The following is a 16,186-nucleotide window of genomic DNA, read 5'->3' on the forward strand; positions in this document are numbered from 1 at the left end:
CTGCTAACCATTGCGAAGATTCCAAATCCAAGCGCGCCGCAGAAGATAGTGCGTCCGGCTCGCTCGCTGCCGAATAAGACGGCATGCATGGTACGAAAAAGCCCCTTTGCCTCCAGTCCGGCAAAGGGGCTTTTATCATTGAAGGCCTGGCGCAATGCCGGGCAAACCTTCAGCTATTCAAAGGTCGACGCGCTCACCGGGTCAATCGGATCTTCGCCATATTTGTTGGGTCCCTTTGTGCCTGGCAACGCCATCACGACATAGAACCCAATAAACACAAGGAAGTTCAACAACGGAATTACCATCAAAATGAGATAAACGAGATAAAGCCATCCGGTGAGATTCATATCGTGGAGGCGCCGGATCGACACTGCCGTTGAGGCAACGCCAGTCAGAATTGCCCAAGCATAAACTGGAATTATGAGCAACACTGCAAAGCCTACACCTGCCCCCGCCATAGTGCCCATCAATGCGCTTGTTGGGTCAAGAGACGAAAGTCCGCCTGCAAAGAGGAAAACGAGAAGGACGAGACCCAAGACAACCAATATATTGAATAAAAAGAACATCCAAAACTCTTGGCGGCCCGAGCGGCCTTCGATCAACCGGTACAATTTCCGGTATGGCATCATCATATATTCCATGGAACATCCCCCCTATTTTGTGGCTCCCGAATATAAACGAACATATTCTATCCGATTACGCAATATCAATTAACATAAAAAAGGGGCCGCCTTTCGGCAGCCCCTAATTTAATAGCTTTGCAAGTCCGGATTAGAACTTGAAGCGAACTACGCCGCCATAGGTCCGTGGCGGGCTAGGATAGCCTGACACTGTTCCTGCCTGTGCAACACCATCAAACACAGTTGTGATAAACTGATCGTTGAACAGGTTACGGACATAGGCACCAATTTCGAGGCCATTTTCAAGCTTCAAAGTTGTCGACGCATTGACCAAATTCACCGCACGATTGAAGATTTGGGTGTTGCCCAGTGCAGCGTTGAAGGTCGGCAGGCCGTTGTTAATCGGCGTATTGCTTTCATGGCTGAAATCAACGCGAGTAACGAGCTCATTTCCGCTCGACCCCAATTCCATCATGTGAGTGGCCGATGTCGAGATAGCAATTTGCGGGATACCTGCCGGTTTCACGCCGCTTAGATCACCCAAAACACTGCCCGGGAAGTCATCGAACAATGGGTCGAGGTAAGTCGTCGCGAAGGTGAAGACCAAGCTATCGCTCGGACGGATTGTTGCATCGAATTCGAAGCCCTTAACCGATTGTTGACCTGCATTTTGCAGGGCAAAGCCGGTTCCGGTGAACGCCAGACTTTGGAAGCCTTTGATCGTTTGGTCGAACAGAGCGAGGTTAAAGCCGAAGCCTTCCCACTGGCCCTTGATGCCAACTTCATAAACCTCAGCATTCTCCGGACCCGCGAAGCGTGAACCGGTGCTCAGGTTTGGAATGGCCAGACCTGCATCGAGAATTGGCGATGAAGGGGCTGCAAAAGTCGACCGACCTGGGCCGGCTGTGTAATCCGCCGATGACGGACGGCTGTCACGCGACAAGTTCACCGAGCTGGCTTTGAAGCCAGTCGCATAGCTTGCGTAGACATTGACCTCTTCGGAGATACGATACGCAGCCCGCAGCAGATATGTAAACTTGTCGTCACGGGTCTTACCGTCTTCAACAGCGTTAGGGATGGTAAGGAATGGAGGTTGGAACTGGAAACCAGACAACGGCAAAAGCGTATTAACCGCCGGATTCGTTGCAGCCGCAAGCAAGGCTGCCTGGTTGGCAGCAGGCAATGCTTGGAACTGATCGCGAGTCGTAATCCCTCCGCCCGTGGCCAAAGTGATAAAGGCATCAACCAGATTGATCTGGCCCAATGGATCCGGGCTTAGCTGCGCAAGAGCGAAGTCCTTCTTATCATCGGTGTAGTTGAAACCGCCAGTTAAGACCAAGCCGTCAAACGGTTCGAAATCAACCGTACCAAACAACGAGTAGGATGTGTTGTCCATCCGGAAGGTTTCTTGCGAAAGTAGCGGAGTGCGGAAAATGCTTTCTTGCGGAAGGCCAAGGGCCGCTTCGACACCGTTGAAAACAGAAGGTGCGCCGGTAAGAATATCTGCCGGATTTCCGCCAGCAAGAAGTTCGAACACATCGCGGATACGGCTTCCGTTCTGGATCGCACTGTCTTGCGAGATGCTTTCGTCGAAATAATACCCGCCGAGCAGGAAGTTGATCGGACCGTCAAAATCAGAAGCAACGCGGAATTCCTGCGTTATGCTCTTCACAGCCTGATCGCGCGTTTCTGTCGCAATGTCAGCGCTGGTGTAATCAATGTCCGAAAGGAAGAAGTTCTTCAGTTCGCGATATGAGGAAATCGACGTGAACGACAACGCACCCGCCTGATAGTCCATCTGCAAAGAGCCGCCGTAATTATCGACTTCGTTTGTTGGGACAAAGTTCAGATACGCATCATAGCTGAAAGGATCTGTGCTCAGCTGTCCGCCAACTGCGTTGATCGCGCCGGTAACCGGACCTGCAACCAAGGTTGTGACCTGACAGCAGACTTCGTCAATTCTTGAATAGTCGACAATGAAGCGAGCTTTAAAATCAGACGATGGTTCAAACAGCAACTGGCCGCGTGTCGCCCAGCGATTGCGGTTGTTCTGCTCTTCATCCAGATTGACTATATTAGCGTAACCGTCGCGCTTGTTGTAGCTGCCGTCGACCGAGAAAGCGATTGTGTCGCTAAGCGGGCCAGTAACGTCAGCCTTCAGCACGATATTGTTGAAATTGCCGTAAACAGCCTCAACCGCGCCGCCGAACTGGAACTGTGGCTCGCGGGTAATGACCGAGATCACACCGGCAGACGCGTTCTTGCCGAACAGGGTCGATTGCGGGCCGTTCAGAACTTCGATGCGCTGAACATTGGGAAGATCGGACAGGGCAGCTGCCGAACGCGAGCGGAACACCCCATCGATAAACACGCCAACCGATGGCTCGATGCCGAAGTTGTTATCGCCGTTACCGAAACCACGAATGATGAAAGTGGATGCTGACGAGGTCTGCAACTGGCTGACCCGAAGCGAAGGCGCAACGGTCTGGAGGTCGAGCACGTCGCGGATTTGCGCGTTTTCGAGTGTCTCGCCCGAAGTTACCGAAACTGAAATCGGTGTTTCCTGAAGCGTGGTCTCACGCTTCGTGCCGGTGACGATGATGATATTCTCGTCAAGAAATTCTTCTTCATCGGCCGCAGCAACATCTGTGTCTGCATCTTGCGCCATCGCTGCGGAGGGAATCGCAAGGCCAACAGCTGCGACGCTTGCGTAAAGTGCAGCACGTGAAGACGCGCTGCTTTTAAAAGCAGTAAATTTCATGGATTCTCCATCCTCTACCGTGTAGCCTGTTCTAATGCAGGCAACATCTGCCAAGGAGCATAGGTATGCACACGTTCATGCTCAAGCAATAATGCGAGCGACCTTCGGCCTGTGGTCATTTTGTGACCAATCTGCCACACAGGCTTTTGCAAGGCAGAGTTGAAGCCAAGGCTTGCTGTATTGAGCCCCCTCGGCTACGGGGCGCGCGATATTGCGCTGCACAATTGCCTGCGCACCTCCACCGACCGGCTCATGTAGTGGCCGGACCCTAGAATTTGAAAGCATATCACAATGTCCGCTAATCAGCGCAACGTGGCGATCATCGCCCACGTCGACCACGGCAAGACCACTCTTGTTGACCAGCTCTTCCGCCAATCCGGCACCTATCGTGACAATCAGCGCATTGAAGAACGCGCGATGGATTCCAACGATCTGGAAAAAGAGCGCGGGATTACCATTCTGGCGAAATGTACCTCGGTCGAATATGGCGAAGGCGAGAATGCACGCCGGATCAATATCGTTGATACGCCAGGCCACGCCGATTTCGGCGGCGAAGTGGAGCGCATTCTCTCGATGGTCGATGGCGTAATTCTGCTGGTCGATTCGTCCGAAGGCGCGATGCCGCAGACCAAATTCGTTACCGGCAAAGCGCTTGCGCTCGGCCTGAAACCAATTGTCGTCGTCAACAAAATTGACCGACCCGATGGACGCGCAGCAGAGGTACTCGACGAAGTTTTCGACCTATTCGTCAGCCTCGACGCTAACGATGAACAGCTCGACTTCCCTGTTCTTTATGCCTCGGGCCGCAATGGTTATGCCAGCGAGGACATCGACGCCCGCGAAGGCGATTTGACGCCATTGTTTGAGAAAATTGTCGAGCACGTCCCCGCCCCACAGGCGGATTATGACGGCCCGTTCAAATTCCTCGTGACACTGCTGGACCGCGACAATTTCCTCGGCCGGATTCTTACCGGCAAGGTGGAATCGGGCACAATCAAGGTCAACGCACCAATCCACGCGCTCGACAATGACGGGAACATTGTTGAAACTGGTCGCGCGTCCAAATTGATGGCATTCCGCGGCCTCGAGCGCGTCCCTGTCGAAGAAGCCCGCGCTGGCGACATTATTTCCATGGCCGGCCTAGCCGTTGCGACCGTGTCCAACACCATTTGCGATCCATCCGTAACCGAGCCGCTTCACGCACAGCCAATCGATCCACCAACGCTGTCGATGCGATTTGCGGTCAATGACAGTCCGTTTGCAGGCCGCGAAGGCACCAAAGTTACCAGCCGGATGATCCGCGACCGTTTGGCTCGCGAAGCAGAAAGCAACGTAGCGATTAAAATCAGCGAGTCTGCCGATAAGGACAGCTTCGAAGTTGCTGGCCGGGGCGAATTGCAGCTGGGTGTTTTGATCGAAACGATGCGCCGCGAAGGCTTTGAACTCGGTATCAGCCGCCCACGCGTGCTTTATCAAGAAGACGAAAATGGCAACCGAACCGAGCCATACGAGACTGTCGTCATTGACGTGGACGATGAATATTCGGGCACAGTGGTCGAGAAAATCGCCATGCGCAAAGGCGAAATGACCGATATGCGTCCGTCGGGCGGCGGTAAGACTCGCATTACCTTCAGCGCCCCGTCGCGCGGCTTGATCGGCTATCACGGTGAATTCCTGTCCGACACGCGCGGAACCGGCATCATGAACCGCCTGTTCGAGAAATATGGCCCTTACAAAGGCACAATCGAAGGCCGCCAGAATGGCGTGTTGATTTCGAACTGCACTGGCGAAGCGGTTGGCTATGCGCTCAATATGCTCGAAGAGCGCGGCGAATTGTTCATCGGCAGTCAGGCGAAGATCTATGAAGGCATGATTATTGGCGAAAATGCCAAGCCTGACGACCTCGAAGTCAACCCGATGAAATCGAAGGCGCTGACCAACTTCCGGTCGACCGGCAAGGATGACGCGATCCGTCTGACCACGCCGCGCAAGATGAGCCTGGAACAGTCAATCGCCTATATCGATAATGATGAAATGGTCGAAGTGACGCCCGAAAGCATCCGCCTTCGCAAATCGGAACTCGACCCGAACGAGCGCAAGAAACAGCGCCGCAAGATGGGCGACTAAGCGAGATAAATTATCCGGCGGCGATAAGGGTCTGACCATTTATCGCCGCCGCAATTTATTGATTTGTCCGCCGAACTCGCTTCAGTTACGCCAAGAATTCCTCAACCAAAGAAATTCGGCTGGCCATTTGATGCGCTAACCCCGCCATCAACGGGCAAATTAACACCGGTCACAAACACCGCATCATCGCTGGCAAGAAATGCAACCGGCCCGGCAATTTCCGATGGCTCGGCGGCGCGGCCGAGCGGCATCCGGTTTTTGATCGCCTTCATCGCCTGCTCATTATCGGTTAGGCCAGCGGTCATATCCGACCGCGTTAGCGATGGGCAGATGCAATTCACGCGAACGCCCTGTGCACCTAATTGCAGCGCCAGCGAACGCGTCAGGTTTGTCACCGCCCCCTTTGAAGCGTTATAAATCGGCAGCGACCAATCCCCGCCAATGCCCGATACGCTGGAAATATTGACGATATTGCCCTTCGTCTTGATCAGTTCGGGAATGGCCGCGCGGCTAAGATACAGCACTCCCTTCACATTGATGTCGATAATCCGGTCAATTTCACTGTCCTTGGCATCGGCGAGCAGGCCCATTCCAGCCACTCCGGCATTGTTGACCAGCACATCCAGCGCGCCGAAATGATCAACGGTTTTGCTGATAATCTCCGCAGCAAATTCGGGCTTCGACACATCACCCTCGACAATCAAAGTCCGCTCCGGATCGAGCGTTGCGGCCACTTCCTCGCAATCGGCACGGTTGCGCGAATTAAGCACGACATTCGCTCCTTCCTCAACAAAACGGCGGGCGATACCCTCGCCGATACCGTTGGAGGAGCCGGTTACAATGATAGTTTTGCCAGCGAAGCGGGACATGGAAATCTCCTTGAGAACGGACGGGTCTGAGTTGAGGCAATGTTCGGCGTTTGGTAGCAAGACCGCAAGGGCTTTTCCTGAATGGGGTGCTCAGCCTGCCTAAGCTTGCGCAGAGCCAAGCATTTCTGCAGGCATCGGCGGACCGTTCTATGCTAAGACCGCTAGCGAGAGCAAATGGAAGCAGCGATGAGCCATCATACACCCGAAACCTCATCCAGCATTGATACGCTGGGCCAGCGTGCCAAGACGGCTGCAAAGGGCTTGCTGAGCGCGCCAAACACCGCAAAAAACCTTGCTTTGACCAAGGCGGCAGAAGCCCTTCGCGAAGCATCGGCTGACATTCTTGCGGCTAATCTGCGCGATGTGGAGAGTATCCGCGACACTAAGCCTGCCGCATTTATTGACCGGCTTATGCTGGATCAGGCCCGTGTCGAAGCGATGGCCAAAGCGCTGGAGGACATTGCCGCCCTACCCGATCCAGTAGGCCGTGTGCTCGCCACATTCGAGCGGCCAAATGGCTTGAAGATAGAGCGCGTAGCAGTGCCGATCGGGGTGATAGCAATGATTTACGAATCGCGTCCCAATGTCGGCGCCGATGCGAGCGCGCTGTGCTTGAAGTCGGGTAATGCAATTATCCTGCGAGGCGGATCGGAAAGCCACCATTCCACCGTCGCCATCGTCGCTTGTATGCGCAGCGGATTGGCGGCGGCGGGCCTACCGCAAGATGCAGTGCAAATGGTCGAGACAACCAGCCGCGAGGCGGTGGGCGAATTGCTGCGCGCTGTGGACTATATCGATCTGGCAATTCCCCGCGGCGGCCGCGGCCTTGTCGAGCTTGTACGGGATCAGGCGCGAGTGCCAACTTTGCTGCATCTCGACGGCAATTGTCACACCTATGTCCATAGCGCCGCTGATCAGGACAACGCGGTGGAGGTTATTTACAACGCAAAAATGCGCCGAACGGGAGTGTGCGGCGCGACCGAAAGTATCGTAGTTGACCGCGCTATTGCAGCCGAATTTCTGCCAATATTGGCCGATGAGCTATCCGATTGCGAGCTGCGCGGAGATGCAGAAGCTGTTGCGATTGATGCCCGCATCCTCCTCGCAACAGATGAGGATTTCGACACCGAATATCTGGACGCGGTTGCCTCGGTAAAAATCGCCAGCGGCCTGACCGAAGCGATCGAATTTGTGGCGAAGCATTCTTCCGGTCACACCGATGCAATTCTGACCGAAGACGATGCCGTTGCACGCCAATTTATGACCGCCATTGATAGCGCGATAGTGATGCACAATACATCAACTCAATTTGCCGATGGCGGCGAGTTTGGCATGGGCGCAGAAATCGGCATCGCGACCGGCAAGATGCATGCGCGCGGCCCCGTCGGACTGGAACAGCTGACCAGTTTCAAATATCTGGTCCACGGCCAGGGCCAGACGCGGCCTTAGTGTGGCTTCACTGGCCCGCCAGGTGGCCAGACACGCGATAGGCTGATAATGCGCAGCGCATGGAAACAGGCACGCTCATTTCGCTCGCAATCTACTTCATTTTGATGATCGCCATCGGGCTTTATGCCTGGCGCAAATCGACATCGGACAGCGCAGGATATCTGCTCGCCGGGCGAAATTTGCATCCTGCGGTTGCGGCACTCTCAGCGGGAGCATCGGATATGTCGGGCTGGCTGCTGCTCGGTTTGCCGGGCGCGCTCTATGCGTCTGGCCTGGTCGAGGCATGGATCGGGATCGGCCTGTTCGTCGGTGCGTTGATAAATTGGATTGTCGTCGCGCCGCGCCTTCGCAAACAGACAGAGGATCTGGGAAACGCGCTGACCATCCCGGAATTTCTCGCCAACCGCTTCCCTGACAAAGCCGTGCTGCTGCGGGTCATTTCAGCGCTGATTATCGTCGCTTTTTTCGCGGTTTATACTGCAGCCGGTCTGGTTGGCGGCGGGAAGCTGTTCGAAACGAGCTTTGCAGCTATGTTCGGCGACATTGGCATCAGCGACTATGCGCTGGGCATCTGGCTGACGGCCGGCGTCGTGCTTGCATACACTATGGTGGGCGGTTTCCTTGCAGTTAGCCTGACTGACTTTGTCCAGGGCTGCATTATGGTGGTCGCGCTGGTGTTGATGCCACTGGTGGTGATCATGGGCGGAACGGACTTAAGCGCGGCGGCAAATGCTGCGGCAGCTACAGGCAACCTCGAATATCTTGATTTGTTTGGAGGGCTGACATTTATCGGCTTCGTCAGCGCGGTCGCTTGGGGTCTCGGCTATTTCGGACAGCCTCATATTATCGTGCGGTTTATGGCCGTTCGCAGCGTGGCTGCGGTAAAAACCGCAGGTATTATCGGAATGAGCTGGATGGGTGTCGCGCTGCTCGGTGCGATCGGTATCGGGATTGCCGGACGCGCCTATGCCGAACAAAACGGTATTACGGTGGAAGACCCCGAGACAATCTTCATCATCCTCGCCGATTTGCTGTTCCATCCCCTGATCACCGGCTTCCTACTCGCGGCACTGCTTGCAGCGATTATGAGCACGATCAGCTCGCAATTGCTGGTCGCTTCATCCTCGCTGACAGAGGATTTCTACCGGCTGTTCCTGCGCAAGCAGGCGAGCGAGCGCGAGACAGTGACCGTCAGCAGGCTCAGCGTATTGCTGGTCGCACTGCTTGCACTGGCGATTGCCAGCAATCCGGATAGTCAGGTTTTGGGGCTGGTTTCGAATGCGTGGGCGGGATTTGGCGCAGCCTTCGGGCCGCTGATCATTCTTTCGCTGACTTGGGACAAGATGACCGGTGCAGGCGCGGTTTCGGGCCTGGTCATAGGGGCCGCGACTGTGATGTTGTGGATCTGGCTCGGCTGGAACGGTACGTTTATGGGTGGCCAAGGCATCTACGAAATTATTCCCGGCTTCGCAGCAGCATGGATCGCTATCGTATTGGTCAGCATGGCTACCCGAAAACAGGAGGCATAGATGGCTAAAATCACCGGATTGGGCGGCGTTTTCTACGTTGTAAAAGATCCCAAGGCGACGCGCGAGTGGTACCGCGAGAAACTCGGGCTTGATGGTGAATATGGCCCGCAACTCAATTGGTCTGAGGAAACAGGGGAACAGCCCTATTCGCTCATCAGCCACTTTAGTGACGACAAATATATGAAGCCGGGTACTGCCAGCTTCATGATCAATTTGCGTGTCGACAAACTTGATGAATTCGTCGCAATCTTGAAGACACGCGGCGTTGAAATTCTCGACAGTGTCGATGAAGGATATGGCAAATTTGCGTGGCTCCTCGACCCGGACGGCATAAAAATCGAGCTTTGGGAACAGGTCGACACGCCCGAGTAAATGGCTTTGCCAAGCACCTGCCTCACCATGTTTAGGGCTTCCTTAACCATATATCCGCCATGGTCTTCACCGTGTTTCGGCCTTTCGCCCTGATTGCCTTATTGTTCGCCCTGAGCGGCTGCAACCTACTGCCTAAGGGTGATAGCGGCGCTGCCAAGCCGAAAATTGCTGCAAATGGCGGTACCATGCCTGCCACTCCCATCGCGCAAAAGTGCCTCGCCCAGCTTGGTCAAACCGGCTCGCGCTTCGCGGCCATCCCTGACCAATATTATGGTGCAGGATGTTCAACTTTAAACGCTGTGCGTCTGTCCGATCTGCGCGGAGACCAAGCCAGCTTTGCCCTCGCCAATCTCGGTCCCGTTGCTTGTCCGACCGCAACCGCATTTGCAGGCTGGGCCCGTTTCGGGGTCGACCGTGCTGCACAGCGGATGCTCGGCAGCCCGCTTGCCAGAATCGAAACCATGGGCAGTTACAATTGCCGCAATGTTTCAGGCACCAGTCGCCGCTCCGCCCACTCCAACGCGCAGGCCATCGACATTTCTGCGTTCATCCTTGCGGACGGGCGTCGGATCAGCGTTGCAGGTGATTGGAACAACGGCACGCAGGCCGAACGTGAGTTTCTCAAGACTATTCACCGCAGTGCCTGCAAGCGCTTCGGTACAGTGCTTGGGCCCGCATATAATGCGGCGCATAAAGACCACTTTCACCTCGAGACGGGCGACAGCAATTTTTGTCGCTGAACGCTGCGCTGACCATCACGCAGAAACACGCGCGGTAATTTGGGCCTCCATCCGCAACCTTACCGCTTCGGCGGGATGGTGCGCCCCAAGCTTACTCATCATTTTTGCCCGGTGGATTTCGACAGTTCGCGGACTGATATCCAATTCGCGCGCAATCGCCTTGTTGCTAAGCCCCTTGGTCAACCAATCCAGCACTTCGCGTTCACGATTGGAAAGCTGCGATATCCTGTTGCGCGCATCGATAAGCTTGCGCTGCGCAAGTCCAAATTCATTTGCTTCGGTGGCTATGCCGGTCAATGTTCGGTCGAGCTCTGCCATGTCTATTGGCAAGCCGATATAGCTGAGTGCGCCAGCTTTGGTCGCAGCAACAATCCGGCCTGGACGCAACACATCTGACAAAGCAATTAGCGGAAGCCAAACGCCAGCATTGGTCAGTTCGGCCATCAAATTCTCGATACCGCCAGTTTCGGGATCATCACGCGCAACGATGATCCCTTCCGTCAACGGGCGTTCGGCAAGTTCAGAAAGATCTGCATAGACTTCTGCATGATAACCAAGGTCAAATGCGACCCGTGACAACTCGCCTCTTACTTTACTGGACGGGTCAACTATGTGAATGATATAATGATTTTCCATGGCCGTACTTGTGGCCACATACGCAGCATTGCGCACTCCGTAGTAACACCAATACCGACTTTTACGATCAGTAATTAGACTGAGTATTACCTCGTAAAAATATCAAAAAATCAATATCCGAAATGGATTTTTATTGTCCAAATTTTGTTAAAACCATACAAATCGCGAAGAAATCTATTCGTGATCGAACTTATAATCGGGCAAAGAATGAAACGCAGAGCGCAGGGCATCACCCCAACTGGACGAAATCGCCTGAAAATAGGGGTCGTCTTGCGTGATCCGGCGCTCGTGCGCAGGTTCGAACTGGTCACGTTCAATAACCATCAGATCAAGCGGGAGGCCGACTGACAAATTGGCTTTAAGCGTGGAATCAAACGAGACCATCAGCAGTTTGACTGCGTCTTCAAAGTTCATATTCCGGTCATATCCGCGCAGGATAATTGGACGTCCATATTTGGTTTCGCCAATTTGCAGGAAGGGCGTGTCGAAGCTGGCTTCGATGAAGTTTCCTTCGGGATAGATCAGGAACAGGCGCGGCTCCATGCCATCAATTTGCCCCGCTAAGATAATCGATGCGGTGAACCGCCCCTTACCGCGCGCGCCATTCCCATCCTGCGTTTCCTGCACTGTTGCACGCAGCAACCTGCCAATTTCCGATGCGACCTGGAACATCGTCGACGCTTTAAGCAGCGAGTTATCGCGATCTTCAGGCGCTTTTGTGCGTTCTTCCAGCTGGCCAATGACATTCTGGGTGGTAGCCAGGTTTCCGGCGGTCATGACCGAAATGATCCGTTCGCCCGGAACTTTCCAGGTGAACATCTTACGGTACACTGAAATGTTATCCACGCCCGAATTGGTCCGCGTATCGCTCATCATGACGAGGCCCTTGTCGAGCATCATTCCCACACAATATGTCATTGAATATTCCTCGGATGGCCGTGTTGCTGATGGCCGACTCTCAAACTGGAAGGCCTCAGTTACACTGCAACTGTCGCGCGGTCTAATGTCTTTATTGCTGGACGACCTGCTGCTGCTCGACCGCCACTGCAACTTGCAGATCTTCGCTTCGCGCACCGAAGCTGATGCCGGTAATCGGGGCTGCATCGCGGTAATCGCGCCCGGTTGCCACCCGGACATACCGCGGATCTGGGCTGATTACATTCGAGACATCGAACCCGACCCAGCCAAGCCCGTCAACATGCGCTTCTGCCCAAGCGTGGGTTGCTTCTTGCTCCACCCGGTCATTCATCATCAAATAGCCGCTGACATAACGCGCGGGTATTTCCAATGCGCGCGCTGCTCCGATGAAAATCTGGGCGTGGTCTTGGCACACACCGCTGCCGTGCTTCATCGCTTCTTCTGCGGTTGTTTCAACCTGCGTTTCGCCGGTTTTATATTCCACCCGATCGCGAATGCTTTGCGACAGGCTGTGCAGAATATTGATCTTGGTTTCGCCCTTGGCTTCCAGTTCGCGGATCAATTTCTTCATACTCGGACCAGGCCGAGTCAAATCGGTTTGGCCAAGGAAACTCCATAGAGGCATATGGCCCGAATGTACGCCGATCACGCCGGCATTATCCTCTGTGTCGACCAGCCCTTCGCATCTTACGATCACTTCACGCGCTTCGGGCTCGACCGCAACCAGCGTTACCGTATTGTGGTGCTGGTCCTCATATTGGAGCTCCTCATGCGCGTTCTCATAGGTCATATCCCATTTCAGGATTTTCTGCCCTTGCGTAGCTTTCGGCGTCAGCCTTAGCCGTTGCAATGCATGGACCACCGGATCGGAAAAGCGGTAACGCGTGGTATGTTTGATCGAAAGTCTCATAAGATCACGCGATAAACCTGTAATCTTCAGCGATTGCTGCCGCGATCGCCGAATTGCTGTGGCTGAATTCCAGCAGGAATTGGTGCAGGCCTTTTTCGAAGATATCGTCGATGGTCATGCCGGAAATGCGTGTGTCCGCATCACGCATCAACACATTGCACTCGCCCTCTTTTCCGTGGATCCGCGCAAGTGCCGCCAAATTTTGGCGTAAGGCAGAATGGCAAAAAGCCAGACTGCGCGGAAAACGGTCATCAAGCACCAGAAATTCAACAATACCGCGCGCGTCGATTTGCCCGGCATTCAGGAAACGGTACGCGCGGTCACCCGACACCGAACGAAGGATATTGTCCCATTGCCCGGCATCCATCGTTGAACCGACATAGGACAGTGACGGCAACAACAGATAATATTTGATGTCAAGGATCCGCGCGATGCTGTCGGCGCGCTCGACAAACGTGCCCGCTCGGGCAAAGTGGAACCCTTCGTCGCGCAACATTGATCCTGCCATTGCCCCGTGAACCTGCATCCCGGCCCGCCGGATACTGCTGACGACATATCCAAGATTATTCTGCTGAACGGGCGCAGACAGCATGTCCTTCAGCTGCATCCAGCTTTCATTGATCGCTTCCCACACCTCGCCGCTGATGGCATTTCGCGCCATTCTCGCGTTGGTCCGGACCTGTTCGAACGTGCCGAGAATGTTAGCCGGGTTATCCTTGTTGCGCAGAATAAAATTCCACACCTGCGGTCCATTATATTCACCGCCATGCTGTTCAAACGCAGCCTTGTGTCCGGTAGTCGCAATTACCGAGCGCCATTCCGCATCCGCCGTCGCGAAATCGCGAGTCAACGCCATGCGTAGCCCGGCATCGAGCAGCCGGGCGGTATTTTCTGCGCGTTCCAGATAGCGGAACATCCAGAACAACCCGTTTCCTGTGCGGCCTAGCATTCTTGCGTTCCTTGATGTGTCTCAGCCGCCATCAGTCTTTCAGCACCCACGTATCTTTAGTCCCGCCGCCCTGACTGGAATTCACAACCAGAGACCCTTTCTTCAACGCCACACGTGTCAGACCCCCAGGAGTAATATCGACGCCATTCGGCGAAACCAGTACGTAGGGCCGCAAATCCACATGGCGCGGTGCAAGGCCGCTCTTGGTGAAGATCGGACAAGTCGACAAAGCCAATGTGGGCTGGGCGATATAATTTGTCGGATTATTGGTCAGCTTCTTGCGGAATTCGGCGATCTCTTTCTTCGAAGCGGTTGGACCGATCAACATACCGTATCCGCCCGAACCGTGGACTTCCTTGACCACCAGTTCCTCAAGATTGTCGAGCACATAGCCGAGACTGTCTGGGTCGGAACACCGCCATGTCTGGACATTGGGCAGCAGTGGTTTTTCGCCAGTATAAAACTCGACGATTTCAGGCATAAAGCTGTAGACAGCTTTGTCGTCGCAAACGCCTGTTCCCGGCGCGTTGGCAATTGTTACGCCGCCCGCGCGATAAACATCCATAATTCCGGGGATGCCCAATGCACTGTCGGGATTAAACGTTAGCGGATCCAGATAATCATCATCGACCCGCCGGTAGATCACATCGACCGGCTTGTAGCCTCTCGTTGTCCTCATCTGCACGCGGCCATCAACCACGCGCAAATCGCTGCCTTCGACCAGATAGGCGCCCATCTGATCTGCCAAAAACGAATGTTCGAAATAGGCGCTGTTATAAATTCCGGGAGTCAACACGGCTACATTGGGACGTCCCTTGGTCGCTGGCGGCGCGCACGCGGCAAGGCTCTGCGCGAGACGGCGCGGATAATCCGAGACCGCCTCCACTTCGACTTTCGAAAACAGCTCGGGGAACATCGCCATCATCGTTTCGCGGTTTTCCAGCATATAGCTGACGCCCGACGGGGTTCTGGCGTTATCCTCCAGCACGAACCATTCGTCGGGTCCGGTGCGGACCAGATCTATCCCGACGATATGCGTATAAACTCCGCCCGGCGGCTTAAAACCAACCATCTGGTGCAGCCACGCCGCATTGTTGCGAAACAACCGTTCAGGGATCCGGCCCGACCGGATTATTTCCTGCCGGTGGTAAAGGTCATACAAGAAAGCATTGAGCGCGCTGACGCGCTGTTCGATGCCGCGTGACAATTTGCGCCATTCGCCGGCACCAATTACGCGCGGAACCATATCGAACGGAATTAATCGTTCTTCTGCAGCATCCTCGCCATAGACATTGAAGGTGATGCCCGTTTTGCGGAAATTGCTTTCGGCTTCATTGTGCTTGCGGCGCAGATAGGACTGGTCCTGGCCATTTTGCCAGTCGCAATATCCCTCGTAAGCGGGGCGAACGGAGCCGTCCGCGGTGTGCATTTCATCAAAATTGGAATGAGCGATGCCCACGGACCCCTTGAAACTAGCTGATTAAAACCGAGCACTATGGCTACAGTGATTGATGCTGATGTAAACCCAAAGCTTCAAACTTCTTCGAGTTCCCGCAAAACTGCTCGTATGCATTCGGGCGAGTAGGAGAAGCCGATATGATTGCAGCGCAAGGCAACCGCGCGATCGCGCTCACCAACCTTACCGCAACTGCTTCGCGGGCTGACAATGCCGTCGCGCGCGCTCCAGAATGCAACCGTTTCAACCGGCGGCTTCTGACCTACGTCACCCTCTATCGGCGGATTATCCACCCGATGCCCTGCGATGAACTGATAAATCCGCCAAGCATTATTTGCCCTTGGGTCGCCGGAGAATGGTGAGCCCATAGTAACGACTTTGGCGACTTGATCGGGATGGCGCTTGGCCAGTTCGCGTGCGAATAATCCGCCTAGGCTCCAGCCGACGAGCACTACATCCCTTCCGTAACGCTGGTGAATATCCGCCAGCCGTTCTTCGAGGAATGCGACATTTTCTGATGTGGGTCCGAAATTGAATCCCATGCCCCATCGCTTGACCGTGTGACCCGCTCTCTCAAGCTGCTGGGCCATATATTTCATACGGACCGGATGGGTGCCAAAACCAGGCAGCAGCATTACCGTGCGCGGGGTGACAGCAGCCTCAATATCCATTTTCCGGAAAAGCCTGAGCGCAGGTTCGACCACAACTCGCGCTTCAGCGAGCGTGTGACGGATTTTCGGACGAGCGGCCGCGTCGGGATTCCCCTGACGCGCCAATTCGATCCGGCGCGACAAATCAACCTTAGGGGGTTTTGGGGGTTGCGGCTTGGTGCTGCTCAAAATGCGGCCTC

14 protein-coding genes are annotated in these 16,186 nt (G+C 54.7%); 5 read left to right on the forward strand and 9 right to left on the reverse strand.

Going from position 1 to position 16,186, the window contains the following annotated elements; all coding sequences use genetic code 11:
* Positions 1 to 173: 173 nt before the first annotated feature.
* Together GRI36_RS11870 and GRI36_RS11875 are read right to left on the reverse strand one after the other, a co-directional pair.
* Positions 174 to 641: a DUF805 domain-containing protein gene (locus tag GRI36_RS11870; protein WP_160598643.1), complete on the reverse strand. Its 468-nt coding sequence runs from the start codon at positions 639 to 641 to the stop codon at positions 174 to 176.
* 130 nt (positions 642 to 771) lie between these two features.
* Positions 772 to 3,381: a TonB-dependent receptor gene (locus GRI36_RS11875; protein ID WP_160598644.1), complete on the reverse strand. Its 2,610-nt coding sequence runs from the start codon at positions 3,379 to 3,381 to the stop codon at positions 772 to 774.
* Between the two features lie 291 nt (positions 3,382 to 3,672).
* Between GRI36_RS11875 and typA the strand changes: the two genes are divergently transcribed.
* Positions 3,673 to 5,508, forward strand: a complete 1,836-nt coding sequence (gene typA / locus GRI36_RS11880) for a translational GTPase TypA (protein WP_160598645.1) — start codon at positions 3,673 to 3,675, stop codon at positions 5,506 to 5,508.
* A 101-nt stretch (positions 5,509 to 5,609) separates the two neighbouring features.
* On the opposite strand, the gene GRI36_RS11885 is transcribed toward typA, so the two are convergent.
* Positions 5,610 to 6,377 carry an SDR family NAD(P)-dependent oxidoreductase gene (locus GRI36_RS11885; protein WP_160598646.1) on the reverse strand — a complete coding sequence of 256 codons (768 nt, stop codon included), beginning with the start codon at positions 6,375 to 6,377 and terminating at the stop codon, positions 5,610 to 5,612.
* 186 nt (positions 6,378 to 6,563) lie between these two features.
* Here GRI36_RS11885 and GRI36_RS11890 point away from each other — a divergent pair, with 186 nt between their 5' ends.
* The 4 genes from GRI36_RS11890 to GRI36_RS11905 all read left to right on the forward strand — a co-directional run bounded on the left by GRI36_RS11890 (position 6,564) and on the right by GRI36_RS11905 (position 10,467).
* Positions 6,564 to 7,826, forward strand: coding sequence for a glutamate-5-semialdehyde dehydrogenase (locus tag GRI36_RS11890; protein ID WP_160598647.1), 1,263 nt, complete (start codon positions 6,564 to 6,566; stop codon positions 7,824 to 7,826).
* 59 nt (positions 7,827 to 7,885) lie between these two features.
* Positions 7,886 to 9,355: a sodium/proline symporter PutP gene (gene putP, locus GRI36_RS11895; RefSeq protein ID WP_160598648.1), complete on the forward strand. Its 1,470-nt coding sequence runs from the start codon at positions 7,886 to 7,888 to the stop codon at positions 9,353 to 9,355.
* Positions 9,356 to 9,727: a VOC family protein gene (locus tag GRI36_RS11900; protein ID WP_160598649.1), complete on the forward strand. Its 372-nt coding sequence runs from the start codon at positions 9,356 to 9,358 to the stop codon at positions 9,725 to 9,727. It abuts the gene before it with no gap.
* Between the two features lie 71 nt (positions 9,728 to 9,798).
* Entirely contained in the window at positions 9,799 to 10,467 is a 669-nt protein-coding gene (locus GRI36_RS11905) for an extensin family protein (RefSeq protein ID WP_407985672.1), read from the forward strand.
* Positions 10,468 to 10,482: 15 nt separating this feature from the next.
* Here GRI36_RS11905 and GRI36_RS11910 read toward each other — a convergent pair whose 3' ends face one another.
* The 6 genes from GRI36_RS11910 to GRI36_RS11935 all read right to left on the reverse strand — a co-directional run bounded on the left by GRI36_RS11910 (position 10,483) and on the right by GRI36_RS11935 (position 16,175).
* On the reverse strand, positions 10,483 to 11,103 hold the full coding sequence (locus GRI36_RS11910) for a response regulator transcription factor (protein ID WP_160598651.1): 621 nt from the start codon (positions 11,101 to 11,103) through the stop codon (positions 10,483 to 10,485).
* A gap of 174 nt (positions 11,104 to 11,277) precedes the next feature.
* Complete coding sequence (locus GRI36_RS11915) at positions 11,278 to 12,021, reverse strand: proteasome-type protease (RefSeq protein ID WP_160598652.1); 744 nt, start codon at positions 12,019 to 12,021, stop codon at positions 11,278 to 11,280.
* A gap of 91 nt (positions 12,022 to 12,112) precedes the next feature.
* A complete protein-coding gene (locus GRI36_RS11920; protein WP_160598653.1) occupies positions 12,113 to 12,931 on the reverse strand; it encodes a transglutaminase family protein in 819 nt (272 codons plus the stop codon).
* A 4-nt stretch (positions 12,932 to 12,935) separates the two neighbouring features.
* Positions 12,936 to 13,880, reverse strand: a complete 945-nt coding sequence (locus GRI36_RS11925) for an alpha-E domain-containing protein (RefSeq protein ID WP_160598654.1) — start codon at positions 13,878 to 13,880, stop codon at positions 12,936 to 12,938.
* 31 nt (positions 13,881 to 13,911) lie between these two features.
* Positions 13,912 to 15,309, reverse strand: coding sequence for a circularly permuted type 2 ATP-grasp protein (locus GRI36_RS11930; protein ID WP_202392272.1), 1,398 nt, complete (start codon positions 15,307 to 15,309; stop codon positions 13,912 to 13,914).
* 104 nt (positions 15,310 to 15,413) lie between these two features.
* The gene (locus GRI36_RS11935) at positions 15,414 to 16,175 is read right to left on the reverse strand and encodes an esterase/lipase family protein (RefSeq protein ID WP_202392167.1); all 762 of its coding nucleotides are present in this window, start codon (positions 16,173 to 16,175) and stop codon (positions 15,414 to 15,416) included.
* Positions 16,176 to 16,186 lie beyond the last annotated feature (11 nt).

The sequence above is a fragment of the Pontixanthobacter gangjinensis genome (genome assembly GCF_009827545.1).
GTDB lineage: Bacteria > Pseudomonadota > Alphaproteobacteria > Sphingomonadales > Sphingomonadaceae > Pontixanthobacter > Pontixanthobacter gangjinensis.

Excerpts from the sequence above, each read along its gene's own strand:
- GRI36_RS11870 (WP_160598643.1), bottom strand. The coding sequence starts at position 641 with ATGGAATATATGATGATGCCATACCGGAAATTGTACCGGTTGATCGAA.
- GRI36_RS11875 (WP_160598644.1), bottom strand. The coding sequence starts at position 3,381 with ATGAAATTTACTGCTTTTAAAAGCAGCGCGTCTTCACGTGCTGCACTT.
- typA (WP_160598645.1), top strand. The coding sequence starts at position 3,673 with ATGTCCGCTAATCAGCGCAACGTGGCGATCATCGCCCACGTCGACCAC.
- GRI36_RS11885 (WP_160598646.1), bottom strand. The coding sequence starts at position 6,377 with ATGTCCCGCTTCGCTGGCAAAACTATCATTGTAACCGGCTCCTCCAAC.
- GRI36_RS11890 (WP_160598647.1), top strand. The coding sequence starts at position 6,564 with ATGAGCCATCATACACCCGAAACCTCATCCAGCATTGATACGCTGGGC.
- putP (WP_160598648.1), top strand. The coding sequence starts at position 7,886 with ATGGAAACAGGCACGCTCATTTCGCTCGCAATCTACTTCATTTTGATG.
- GRI36_RS11900 (WP_160598649.1), top strand. The coding sequence starts at position 9,356 with ATGGCTAAAATCACCGGATTGGGCGGCGTTTTCTACGTTGTAAAAGAT.
- GRI36_RS11910 (WP_160598651.1), bottom strand. The coding sequence starts at position 11,103 with ATGGAAAATCATTATATCATTCACATAGTTGACCCGTCCAGTAAAGTA.
- GRI36_RS11915 (WP_160598652.1), bottom strand. The coding sequence starts at position 12,021 with ATGACATATTGTGTGGGAATGATGCTCGACAAGGGCCTCGTCATGATG.
- GRI36_RS11920 (WP_160598653.1), bottom strand. The coding sequence starts at position 12,931 with ATGAGACTTTCGATCAAACATACCACGCGTTACCGCTTTTCCGATCCG.
- GRI36_RS11925 (WP_160598654.1), bottom strand. The coding sequence starts at position 13,880 with ATGCTAGGCCGCACAGGAAACGGGTTGTTCTGGATGTTCCGCTATCTG.
- GRI36_RS11930 (WP_202392272.1), bottom strand. The coding sequence starts at position 15,309 with ATGCACACCGCGGACGGCTCCGTTCGCCCCGCTTACGAGGGATATTGC.